Here is an 11,742-nt window from a genome sequence, read left to right on the forward strand (position 1 = left end):
GAACAAGCCGTTGGAAAGTCCGCTGACGCTTCCGGCCGAGTTGCACCAAGCCGCCGCGCGTAGGCCGCGAACCTGTGGTCTATCAAGCGCACGGCTCGTTCCTAAAGTCCGCTATGGCCCAAGAGACGAGCAAATTCTCTTCGCAAAAATCTGAAGCTAAGGGCCAAAAGCTGAAGGTTCCAAGCGGGAAAATTGTTCAAAACGAGACTTCGGTGACTGAACCATTTTGTTGCCGATCGAACTAACGTCTAGGTGGAGATTTGCCGTTCGTTCTGCCGAACGGCAGCGACAACAGGGTTCGTCACTGCCAGCCGGTCCGATGAGCATAGATTTTGGACTGGATAAGACGACGAGGAGCGTGAGAAACTACAACTCAAGGTGCGCCCTCCGCAATCGCGTGGAAATGGAGAGTTGCCATGGCCCATGCTCCCGCCCAACAGCCCGACTACAGAATGAGTCAAGCGGCAGTTGCGGACCTTCGTAAAGCGCTTCGTGGCGCCCTCCTGCAGCCCGCCGATGCCGGATACCGCCAAGCGCGCTCGATCTGGAACGGCATGATCATCAAAGAGCCTGCGCTCATCGCCCGGGTAAGCGGCGCGTCGGACATTGTCGCCTGCGTGAACTTCGCCCGCGAGAACGGACTGCCGCTGTCGATTCGCGGCGGCGGGCACAACATAGCTGGCACGGCGCTCTGCGACCGCGGCCTGATGATCGACATGAGCTTGCGGCGCGGCGTGCGCGTCGACCCTGACCGTCGGATAGTTCGGGCCGAGGCTGGCACCACCTGGGGCGATGTCGATCACGAAGCGCAACCCCTCGGGCTGGTTGTCCCGGGCGGCATCGTGTCGAATACCGGGGTTGCCGGGTTCACTCTGGGCGGCGGCTTCGGTTGGACGTCGCGCAAATGCTGCTACGCCGCCGACAATCTTGTCTCGGTTGACATCGTCACAGCGGACGGCGAGCGTCGGCACGCCAGCAAGACCGAGAACGCCGATCTGTTCTGGGCGTTGGCGGGTGGCAGCGGCAATTTTGGCGCGGTCACGTCCTTCGAGTTCCGGGCACATCCACACGGACCGCAGGCTCTATGCGGGATGGTGGTGTACCCGATGACACAAGCGCGCGACGTTGCGCACCAATTTTGTCGGATCGCCGCCACGGCGCCGGACGAACTGTGCTGCTTGCTCATCTTGCGCATCGCTCCCCCTGCGCCGTTCCTGCCCGAGGCGCTGCACGGCACGCCAATCGCGGCGATTGCAGCGTGCTGGACCGGCGATCCCATCGCCGGACAGGATGCGATGCGTGCGCTCAAGAGCTTTGGCAAGCCGGCTGCCGATACGATCACCGTGAAGCCGTTCGTTGCGCATCAGACCATGCTCGATTCCGGCCAGCCGTTCGGCCGCCGCTATTACTGGAAGTCGGATTTTTTCGCCGATATGAGCGAGCGCTTGATCGATGCGATGGTCGAGCATGCCGCACGTATTACCTCTCCGCATTCCGCCGCTCTCTTCATGCACATGGGCGGCGCTCCCGCCCGACTCGATCGCGGGCTCAACGCCGTAGGCTTCAGGACGGCCCAATACGTGTTGAACGTGCAGGCGGCTTGGGAAAATCCGCAGGAGGATCGCCGTCATATCGAATGGGCGCGCGAATACTGGGCGGCTATCCATCCGTTTTCGACCGGCGCCGCTTACATCAATTTCATGACCGAGGATGAGGGTGACGCCCGCGTGCGCGACGCCTATGGCAATCGGCTCTACGAGCAGCTCGCCGAGATCAAGGCCAAATTCGATCCAGGAAATCTATTCCACGGCGCACAGAACATCCCGCCACGATAGGCACACGTAGACACGGTGGAGGGCAACCATCCCCCTTAGGTGGTCGAGTCAGCCGGGCTTAATTGCGCGGATGTCGGCTTGGGGTCAATCGCTACATGAGCGACGGAGTGGTAAGTCCGGCCGCGTCAGCTATACCGCCGAAAGCGGCGAGTATAAGCCGCCCCGCCATAAGCCACTGCAAGTTCATGGCGCTGATCGCTCGTGCCGCCGACCAAGAACCACAAACTAACCCCGCGCGCGCCGCAGCGTTGCTTCCAATCGCTCCTTCTCCTTATCCCAGCGGGCTTTTTCGGCTTGCGATCTCTTCTCGAGAGCCTCGACCTCGGCCTGGATGGCGGCGGCCCGCTTCGCGTGCTCCTGCTCGGCCTTGTCCAACGAAGCCTGCGCCTTGTCGATGGCCTGCTGCCGGCGTTCACGGTCCTTCTGCCTGGTCGCCTCCTCTCTTGCTCGCTCAAGCTCGCGGCGCCTTTCCTCCCGTTCGTAGTCGAGAGCGGCCTGTCGTTCCGCAGCCTTGTCGACGGGGCAAGAGGAAGGCTTCTTCGCCTTACGGCCTTTCGACTTGCGGGCGGCTTTCGTTGGTCTGCCGCCCTCAAGATCGGTGGGCAGTTCGGCATGTTCGTTAAAAGATCCGTCGGATCCGACCGGACGCCTGAGCACGACGCCAGGCTTTGCCATGGATGCCGCGATGACGTCTGGATCGTCACTTTCCTTCGCCGCGCCCTGATGGAAGAGATTGCTGTCGGCCCCCCACGCTTCCAGAGCTGCTTTCATCGACGGCGCCGCGATCGCCAGATCGAAGAAGCCCAGCGAAGTTTGATAGGTTTTCAGTTTCCTGGCCATGGTTCTGAGCAGAACTCCCGTCGATAAGTGACGTCGCGCACCAGGGATTTGCCGCGGGTTCTGACGGAACACGCCATGGTTTTAAGCGTTCCTCATTCTTTAAGGACGTCCATGCATTACGCAACAAGCTCTGAAGGATTGGCCCTTGAATGAGCCGGACGTCGACTCTGCCCAAGCGCCTGCAGCCGATGCTCGCCACGCTCACCGACGCGCCGTTCGACGATCCCGGCTGGGTTTTCGAGGACAAGTATGACGGCTTCCGGATGATCGCAGAAATCCGGCGGGGCAAAGTTGGCCTCTATAGCCGCAATGGCAAGCTCATCAACCGCAGCTATATGGAAGTCGCCAAAGCGCTGGAGGGCGTGAAGGGTAACGCTGTGATCGATGGCGAACTCGTCGCGATCGGAAAGGACGGCGTCTCGCATTTCCAGCTGCTCCAAAACGCGCTGCGTCATGAAGCGAAGCTCCTGTATTGCGCCTTCGATCTCATGTTTGAGAACGCAGTGGACTTGCGCAAGCACTCTCTCCTCGAGCGCAAGAAGCGGTTGAAGGCGATTCTACCGCGCGACAAGCTGGTCGCCTTCAGCGCTCACCGCAAAGGGAATGGTACCAAATTCTTTGCCGAAGCAGAGCGGAGGGGTTTGGAAGGCGTCATGGCGAAGCGCGCCGACAGCGCGTATACGTCCGGAAGCCGCACCCCGGATTGGCTGAAAATCAAGACGGCAAAGCGACAGGAAGTGGTGATCGCCGGCTTCACGGCGCCGAGGCGCACCAGGCCGTTCTTCGGCGCCCTGGTCCTGGCGGTGCGGGAAGGCGACGCATGGCGCTACATCGGACATGTCGGCACTGGCTTCAGCCACAAGGTCCTGGAAGACCTCCATGCCAAGCTCGTGAAGCTGACAGTCCCTAAATCACCCTTCCCTGCCAAAGTGAAGGACGAGGCCGCCACGACCTGGGTCAAGCCCTCGCTGGTTGCCGAAGTCAAATTCGCGGAGTGGACGGGCAAGGGCGAACTGCGCCAGCCCGTCTACCTCGGACTGAGGTCCGACAAGCGAGCGAAGGATGTCGTGCGCGAACAAGAACATCCGCGCAAATAGTGCTTCCCTTTTGGCCGTTTCCGGCAAGCGCAATCGTCTCTGCCAATGTGCACTCCCCACGCCGTGGTGCGCTAATCGCGTACAAGGTCGTGGATTTCCGGTCGCATGCCCTCCGGCGTGACTTCGAGCGTCGCAAGCGTGATCGGCAGCTTGAAGCGGCGCCGTCCCGCGCTGCCGGGATTCAGGTAGAGAACGCCGCCGACCGCGGCGATCTTCGGTACATGGGAATGCCCGGAGACGATGACGTCGATGCCGGCGCCGGCGTCGACCTGTAGCGTCTTCAGGTCGTGCAGAACGTAGATCGACTTTCCCGCCAGGCGCACGAGTTTCGTGTCGGGGTTATCGCGGGCCCACTCGCCGCTGTCCACGTTTCCACGGATGGCGGTAACGGGCGCGATCCGGCGAAGCGCGTCGATTATCTCGGGGCGCCCGATGTCGCCGGCATGAATGATGTGATCGACGCCCGTCAGGCGTCGTTCCGCCTCGGGCCTCAAAGGCCGTGCGTGTCCGAAATGATTCCAATCTTGAACATCATTTCCCGGCGCTCTCACCCGCGATCGCTAAAAGACGATCGAGAAGCTCCATTTGCCCGGACAGTATCTTGGTTCGTGCGAACCCGATATCGAACCATTCCGCGCGGTCAACTTCAGGAAAATTCTGTCGCCGACCGCTTCGGGGTGGCCATTCGATATCGAACGTATTGCTCGCCAGTGCCGCCGGGTCAAAATGGCCTTCTCCGGCGAATGCGATGACGCGTTTGCCTCCTCGCTGGCGGACTTCCCCCAGCGCCTGGAGTGGACCAATCAAAGCGCTCGGGCCGAGTTCTTCGGCAAACTCGCGTCGAGCGACGTTCTCCGGAGCATCATTGGCATCGATTTCGCCCTTTGGAATGGACCAAGCGCCATCATCCTTCTTACGCCAGAACGGACCGCCGGGATGAACGAGCAGAACCTCGAGCCCACGAGCGCCCTTGCGGTATGCGAGAATGCCCGCGCTCAAGGTCGATCTCCTGGAGGTCTTTTTCACCGCAGCCATATCGCTCCTATTTTGCAGAGCAGTCTAGAGCAGAGCAGGTAAGGAGCACTGAGGCGCGATGACTGGCTAGTTGCAAAGCAAAGATCGTTCGAAACAGGCCAGTAGCGCAGCGGGCCCCCGGTGTACCCTCTTTCGTAAAACCTCGTCGAGATTGAGACTTGCCATCCGCCAAAGCCGCCCGCGGACGACGAAGCAGAAGCCGTCCGGCGTCACCGCCACAAAATCTAGGTTTGGCCGCCAGCTTCTTCGCCGCGGCCTCTTTCCCCGGTTTCTTGCCTGCGATCGGCATCAGCATTTCCTTTTGCCCGGCCGCCGCCTTGCGCGGCCTTTTGCCTGGCTTCTTGGGTGTCTCTGTCGCAGCTGCCCCATCTCTTCCAACGCTCTTGCGCAGCGCGTCCATCAGGTCGACGACGTTCTCGCCACGCGGTCGCGCCTTCGCGGTGATGGGTTTGCCGGCGCGCTTCTGGTTGATGAGATCGATAAGGGCGGTTTCGTACTGGTCTTCGAACTTGTCTGGCTCGAAGTGGCCCGCCTTCTGGTTGACGATGTGCTTGGCGAGATCAAGCATGTCCTTGGTGACTTTGACATCCTGGATGTCGTCGAAATACTCGTCTGCAGAACGCACTTCGTAAGGATAGCGCAGCAGCGTTCCCATCAGGCCCTTGTCCAGCGGCTCAAGGGCGATGATGTGCTCCCGATTGGTCAGCACCACGCGACCGATCGCGACCTTGTTCAGTTCGCGGATGGTTTCGCGGATGACCGCGAACGCGTCATGGCCAACTTTTCCATCCGGCACCAAGTAGTAGGGACGGATCAGATACCGCGGGTCGATCTCGCTGCGGTCAACGAACTCATCGATCTCGATGGTTCGCGTCGATTCCAGCGCGACGTTCTCAAGTTCCTCCTTCGTCACCTCGATGAAGGTGTCGGTGTCGACCTTGTAGCCCTTGACGATGTCTTCGTTGGCGACCTCCTCGCCAGTGTCGGCGTCCACCTTGGCGTACTTGATGCGGTGGCCGGTCTTCCGGTTGAGTTGGTTGAACGAGACCTTTTCGGATTCCGACGTGGCCGGATAGAGCGCTACCGGACAAGTGACGAGGGAAAGACGCAGGAAGCCTTTCCAGTTAGCGCGGGGGGCCATCGCGGAGGAACTCCATTACTCGTGCCGGATTCAAGGCGAACGGCACGGCTTGAATGGGTAGTGGGTCAGTTTGAAAACTGACCCTGAAAGAAATCTCTTGGTTAACTCCGGGAGATGGCCTGCCGGGACTCGCCCGGATCGGGAACCTGCGCCTACATTCGCTAGATGGCAAAAACACCAACCGTGGACAAGAAGGCTTGGCTCAAGGATTTCGCCTCCCCTTCGAATCTATGGACGGCAGCCAATTGGGCGTTTCCCAGCGGGACTGCCGCTGTGAGTGGATGGCTGTCATATCTAGCTCACCTTCCGCCATCAGTCATTTTGATGATAGCGCTGATGACGGCCGCTTCGGCGCTCGTGATACTTTCGGAAGTTAGAAAAGCCTCCGTTTACCAAAAGCTTTCTCTTGAAGGGGTCGCGTCGACCGGCTGGAGTTTCGATAAAAGCGATTTGACGGGCGTGCTGTCTCTGCAGGCTGACTTTCTTAGCAGCCATCCGACCGAGATCATATTTTACAAGATAGAGGTTCTTAGCCTGGTTCTTGAAGGGGTCGCCCCCCGTTCTCACGAACACATCGGAACCGACATAATGAATGTCGCGCCCAATGCGCGTTTCGGTTTTATGCTGGGAGAAATAGGTCCGCTAAAACTTGGCCAAATGGAAGGTCATTTCCATTTCCGAGTCTTCTATGGCAGATCGGAAGCAAACTTGAAGCATGAACTGGAAATGAAAGTTCTGCTTTCTGGCGTTGCCTTTATTGACGCGCAGAGGGGGCCGCTTTTGAGAATGAAATGGATGAAAGACACGATGCGGACGAAATGATTACTCGCCCCGCTTCCTCTGGTCTTTGAGCCAAGCCTGTGACTTCTCCCTGATCCACTCCAGCGCCTCATGTTCGCTAGCAAAACCAAAGATGCTATCCACCTCACCGCCGCGCCACAGAACGCTCACCGAGTGTCCCTTGCCGATAGCGTACTGCCGCACCACGAACTGATACTCAGGCTTGAAGTTCGCCAGCTCCCATTGCTCCAGCATCACAACTAGGTCTTGCATCTCCCAAAGCTTGTCAGTCACGCCAGCGGCCATCGCAGGCGTAACCTTGAGCGTCTGATGGATGCGCACGAAATTGTAGTACATCGTATGCAGCGCAATCGCTGCGGCGTGGTTCTCGACCTTCTTTGAAAATGCATTGGTGAGCCGGGTAAACCGGCGCATGTGCATGCGCATGGTGAGATTGCTGCGCTCAACGTAGGACGTGCTGATGTGCTTGGGATCGGGATCGCCGATCTTGGGCTGCTTCTGCGCACCGAGGCACTTGGCCGGGCTGTAGCGAACTTCCGCCTGCGGGTCAGAGCCGTAAATCTTGACCAGCATGGCGTAATCAACATCAACGAAGATGGCGTCCACGGCGGTCAGATATGGCCTATGTCCATCGCTGGTGAGCTGGACGTGGCCAGCAATCCTGCTCCGCAGATCGCTCACGAATGAAAGAGCGGCGTCCAGATCGCGAGCGCCGAGCAACCAGCTAACGATCAGCTTGGTATCTGCGTCGATGGCCGTCCACGTCCAAACGTCGCCAGCGGCTTCTGGAGCGGCCTTCGCCTTCTCCACGTTCGCTGCCTTGGCGTAAACGAATGACCAGATTTCATCCATCTGGACGCGCTTGCACGGCAGGTTGCGCAGCGCCTTGTCCTGATAGGCGGCGCAAGCATGGCCTGCATCAACCAAAAGTTTGGCTACCGTATTCTTGCTACATCCGGTTAAACGTGTGACGGCACGGATCGACTGCCCCTCGCAAAGGAGATGGAGGATTTGGGAGCGGGCCTTTCGATCCAGCTTGTTCATGGCTGGAGTATCTGACCCTTTATGCTTATCGTCAAGCATTTTGGGAGCTTTAATACGAAAAATTAGTACTACGGGATGTTTTTCTGATTCAACTGTGATATCGGATATAGTACTATGGATCGCAAGAAACTAGATAAGCTATGGGCGGACATTGCTGCCGCTCGGCGAAGCCCGCAGAAAGCGGGCGATCTAGAGGTATTGGCAAAGTTGGCAGGACGGAAGGAAGTGAGCGGCGGGAATCACCCGATGTGGGTGAGTGCTTTTCCACGACATCGAGCGTTTCCCATCGAGAGACATGGAGGCAATCCAGACCTATCACCTCATGTGCGAAAGGTTGTCCTTAATCACCTTGAGGCGGATGCAGCGGCTTGGGAGGAAGTGCTTGAGGCCGAAAATGAAAATGAAGAAGGAGCGTAAAATGGCGGTGACGGAGATTCTTAAACAGCCCTACGCACGAATGGTCACGCCAGACGAAGACGGCAGCTATTTCGCTGAGATCGTAGAATTCCCTGGTTGCTTTGCAACCGGAGCTACAGCCGTTGAAGCGTTGGAAAATCTGGAAGGTGTTGCAGTCGATTGGGTTAATGCAACCATCGCTCAGGGACAAAACGTTCCGGAGCCGATGGAGGCTATGGATTACAGCGGGAAGCTTGTTCTTAGAATGCCGAAGGGCCTGCATAAGCGAGCAGCGCTTTGGGCAGACCGAGAAGGTGTTAGCCTAAATCAGTTCATTGTGAGCTGCGTGGCAGAACACGTAGGTTCGCTAGCTCGACCTGCTATGACTTACGCTCAAACGGCATTCGGTGGCATGAGCATCAACGTCATCACGTTAGGCGGAAATGGCGGAATGTTCATGGTGCCGCACCACGGCAATACATTTCGTATTCCACTCCATATGGAAGCAGCCACCACGCAACTGCCTTTCGGACATTCTCGTAGGGATATGGCGCATGCCGGAACCTAGCCAATTCATGTTCACCTACCACGAATTGATTGCGGCTATGGTCAAGCAGGCCGGGATTCATGAAGGAAAGTGGCAGCTGATTATGAACTTCGGACTCGGAGCGGGTAATATGGGTCCGACTGAGGCCGAGCTTGTCCCGGGCGCGATGGTTGCTGTCACGTCAATTGGAATTCAAAAGGCGACTGATGGGGCTCCGGCTGCCCTTGTGGTAGACGCCTCTATCGTCAATCCTGCTTCCACCTAGAAGCCGCAGCCTTTTTCGCAATCTCACTTCGGCGCGCGCCCGTTAAGCGACCGGCGCGCGCCTTTCCGCCCTTCCGGCCCAACTCAACCGCACCCGGGTCTTTGCCCTCTTCCTCTGGCGTAGGGTCGCGGTCGGGCGTCTCGCCGGTAGCGATATCAATGATCCGCTTGGCGAGCTGGTTGGGGTCTCTGGGGCGTTTGGGGGTCATTTCTGCGCCGCAACGATTTTGACGATCTCATCGTCATCGGTGGTCAAGTAACCAATGGCCATCCACCCGGCGCACATGCCGAAAATGATCAAGGCAGTTTTTAGCCAGCGTCTCATGGGTCAAATATGCACCCTGTGCCAGCAAATTTCCATCCCGGACGATTGCCACAATCAAACTGACCCACTACCTCGGAATGACCGATAGACCCGCGAGCTGGCGCATGCCGACCCCAAAGCAGATGGAGAAACTGGCCGCCGAAGCGGCCCGAAGGCCGATTCCCCCCGCCGCGGCTCCGGATGCGCCCCTCCCGGCCGAATATTGGGAATCGGTCCTCAAAGACCCTCGCGCCGGCGCGACCGAGGCCGAGATGCGGCTGCGACGTCTGTCGGAAATTCAGCGCCACGTCCTGCGCGTCTCCTGCCGCCGCTGCGAGCGGACCGTGGAAATCCAGACCGCCGATGCCGTCCGATTGTATGGTGGCAACGCGGTCTGGAAGGACGTCGCGCAGCGGCTGCTCGACAACACCTGCCAGCAGCGCACCGGCAGGCATGAGGAAGACGGGTGCTGGCCAGAATTCGAGACGCCGTAGTCTGCTGCGGATTTGCCAATCCGATCTCTTTGCGCCTGGATGTCCGGATGGCCCCGAAGTATCACCCCACGCCGCTGTCGGGCGGCGACCGAAAGGCTCTGACTAAAGAGCTCGGCAAGGCACGCGCGATGGCCAACATCGTCTTCGTAGCCTACATTCTCGCCAGACCGCATGAGACGTCACGCGATCGGCCGGAAGTGAACCGTGATCATATTGTCCAGCGCTATGGCGGGCTTTGCTTGTTTACAGCGCTATTGATTTTGAGCGGTGCCGTCTCCGGCATCATGAGCATGGCAAGGAGCCCAGCCGCGCTAGCGATAAGCATGTACCAGCGGGCGCCAGCGCGCTTCCGGTAAGATAGATCAGCCAGGTGACGACTGGTTGAGCTGTGCCTCCGAAGATCGCTATCGCAAAAGCGTAGATGATCGCGAAGGCGCCACCACGAATGTTCTTGGGTAAACCTTCGGCCATGCTCACATAGAAGGCGCTATACGGAATCGTTCCGATGAGGGTGAGCGCGCCGAGACCCCCGAGAAGTGCGAGGGCACTGCGGCTCTCTGAGATTCAGAAGAACACCGGATAGGTCATCAACAACGCAGCGATCTGCGGCCATATAATGATGTGCCGGCGGCCCGCGCGGTCTGCGAGCCAGCCGCCCAGCAGCGCGGCAGCAATTCCTACCGTATTGTTAACGAGCGTGGTGCCAAAGGCGAGAGGCGCGGAAACTTGTAGGGTGTTCAGTGCATAGGTGGTCATATATCCCGTGACGTAGGTGATGATCGTGCAATGGCCAGGACGACGAATCCCAAGCTGATGATACGGCGAGTGGCAGGCAATCTTCTTACAGGCTGAACGCCCGGAGCCGGCGCTTGGGGCCGGTGCAACGTTTCGGGCAAGCCGCTCCGCAGCCAAAATCCGAACGGCAGCAGCGTAGCGGCGCCGAGCAAGAGCGCGATCCGCCATCCGTACGCGTTGAGTGCCTCGCTGGTCATGGTCAGGGAGAGTATTTCTCCAACAAGCGCCCCGGCCGTTGCAGCGATCTGTTGGCTGGCAGGCTGAAACGAGACAGCAAGACCGCGCCCCTCGGCCGGTGCCGCTTCCAGCAAATAGGCAGTTGTCGGACCAATCTCACCGCCCAGCGAGAAGCCCTGCACTAAACGCGCGAAAATAACCAGCAGCTGAGCGGCAAATCCTATTGTCTCCTACAAGGACGTAAGTGCAGCACGAGGACGGCGACGCTCATCAAGGTAAAGCTGGCGCTCATCGCGGATCGGCGGCGGGCCCGATCCTAGTACGAGCCGAGCACGATGGCCCCGATCGGCCTGGTTACAAAACCAGCGCCGAAGGTTGCGAGCGACAGCATGAGGCTGGCGAACGGGTCGCTTGCCGGGAAGAATGCATGATCGATCTGGATGGTGAAAAAGCTATAGCTTCGGAAGCGTAGATTTCGCGAATATTGCCGATGGTTGCTCCCGACACGGCGCGGCCGGTCAAACGCTCGTCTGCCGGAACGAGGACACGCTCCGGCTTCTCCCCAGTAAACTGCCTAGCCATTCCCGATCCGTCTGAACTCCGATCGCCGGCCGACCATTTCGACCAGTCAGATCGCGCGCGTTGTATTTCTGTTGCTCTACAGGTCGTCTAGCTTGAGGTGGCCGGGCTCGCGTCCCGATGCTCTACATCTGCCTGACGCAGGCCAGGACGAAGCTCACGGCGATGAGTGCAACAAAAATGCCTGCCTCTTGCGCGCGCCCCATTCAAACCTTGAACCAATCACGGTGATCGCCAGCAAAGATGAACAAGGCGCGCTGCGATTGTCGGGCGGGGCAGTCGTTTTGCTCCTGTGCAATGGCGAGTTTGCGACAACATTGGAGGGCGACGAACGGGCACCGCCTATTTTCATGCAGGAGGGCCGCCGCGCGACGTTGCTGCGTTTATCTGGTT

The 11,742-nt window shown here is 59.0% G+C and carries 9 protein-coding genes and 3 pseudogenes; 6 read left to right on the top strand and 6 right to left on the bottom strand.

Annotation, left to right across the window (positions count from 1 at the left end; translation table 11 throughout):
- Positions 1–416: 416 nt before the first annotated feature.
- Positions 417–1,835, top strand: a complete 1,419-nt coding sequence (locus RX327_RS33660; protein WP_317248464.1) for an FAD-binding oxidoreductase — start codon at positions 417–419, stop codon at positions 1,833–1,835.
- Between the two features lie 225 nt (positions 1,836–2,060).
- On the opposite strand, the gene RX327_RS33665 is transcribed toward RX327_RS33660, so the two are convergent.
- Complete coding sequence (locus RX327_RS33665; protein WP_317248465.1) at positions 2,061–2,675, bottom strand: cell envelope biogenesis protein TolA; 615 nt, start codon at positions 2,673–2,675, stop codon at positions 2,061–2,063.
- 149 nt (positions 2,676–2,824) lie between these two features.
- Here RX327_RS33665 and ligD point away from each other — a divergent pair, with 149 nt between their 5' ends.
- Positions 2,825–3,772 carry a non-homologous end-joining DNA ligase gene (gene ligD / locus RX327_RS33670; RefSeq protein ID WP_317248466.1) on the top strand — a complete coding sequence of 316 codons (948 nt, stop codon included), beginning with the start codon at positions 2,825–2,827 and terminating at the stop codon, positions 3,770–3,772.
- Positions 3,773–3,843: 71 nt separating this feature from the next.
- Here the strand turns inward: ligD and RX327_RS33675 are convergent.
- The 3 genes and pseudogenes from RX327_RS33675 to RX327_RS33685 all read right to left on the bottom strand — a co-directional run.
- Positions 3,844–4,307: pseudogene (locus tag RX327_RS33675) on the bottom strand (metallophosphoesterase family protein).
- On the bottom strand, positions 4,304–4,807 hold the full coding sequence (locus RX327_RS33680; RefSeq protein ID WP_317248467.1) for an NUDIX domain-containing protein: 504 nt from the start codon (positions 4,805–4,807) through the stop codon (positions 4,304–4,306). The pseudogene RX327_RS33675 and the gene RX327_RS33680 overlap by 4 nt, the downstream one beginning before the upstream one ends.
- 223 nt (positions 4,808–5,030) lie before the next feature.
- A pseudogene (locus tag RX327_RS33685) lies at positions 5,031–5,948 on the bottom strand (Ku protein); the annotation flags it as partial.
- Positions 5,949–6,131: 183 nt separating this feature from the next.
- On the opposite strand from RX327_RS33685, the gene RX327_RS33690 reads away from it, so the two are divergent.
- Positions 6,132–6,770 carry a hypothetical protein gene (locus tag RX327_RS33690; RefSeq protein ID WP_317248468.1) on the top strand — a complete coding sequence of 213 codons (639 nt, stop codon included), beginning with the start codon at positions 6,132–6,134 and terminating at the stop codon, positions 6,768–6,770.
- Here the strand turns inward: RX327_RS33690 and RX327_RS33695 are convergent, their stop codons facing one another.
- Positions 6,771–7,793 (bottom strand): IS1 family transposase, encoded by a 1,023-nt coding sequence (locus RX327_RS33695; RefSeq protein ID WP_317248469.1) that lies wholly within the window; start codon positions 7,791–7,793, stop codon positions 6,771–6,773.
- A gap of 394 nt (positions 7,794–8,187) precedes the next feature.
- Here RX327_RS33695 and RX327_RS33700 point away from each other — a divergent pair, with 394 nt between their 5' ends.
- The 3 genes from RX327_RS33700 (at position 8,188) to RX327_RS33710 (ending at position 9,798) form a co-directional block, all read left to right on the top strand.
- The gene (locus RX327_RS33700) at positions 8,188–8,757 is read left to right on the top strand and encodes a type II toxin-antitoxin system HicB family antitoxin (protein WP_280973388.1); all 570 of its coding nucleotides are present in this window, start codon (positions 8,188–8,190) and stop codon (positions 8,755–8,757) included.
- Entirely contained in the window at positions 8,744–9,001 is a 258-nt protein-coding gene (locus RX327_RS33705) for a hypothetical protein (protein ID WP_317248470.1), read from the top strand. Before RX327_RS33700 ends, RX327_RS33705 begins: the two co-directional genes overlap by 14 nt.
- A 401-nt stretch (positions 9,002–9,402) precedes the next feature.
- Positions 9,403–9,798, top strand: a complete 396-nt coding sequence (locus RX327_RS33710; protein WP_317248471.1) for a hypothetical protein — start codon at positions 9,403–9,405, stop codon at positions 9,796–9,798.
- Between the two features lie 223 nt (positions 9,799–10,021).
- On the opposite strand, the pseudogene RX327_RS33715 reads toward RX327_RS33710, so the two are convergent.
- Positions 10,022–11,352 (bottom strand): annotated as a pseudogene (locus RX327_RS33715) (MFS transporter).
- Positions 11,353–11,742 lie beyond the last annotated feature (390 nt).

Source organism: Bradyrhizobium sp. BEA-2-5 (genome assembly GCF_032918025.1).
In the GTDB taxonomy this organism is placed as follows: Bacteria; Pseudomonadota; Alphaproteobacteria; order Rhizobiales; family Xanthobacteraceae; genus Bradyrhizobium; species Bradyrhizobium pachyrhizi.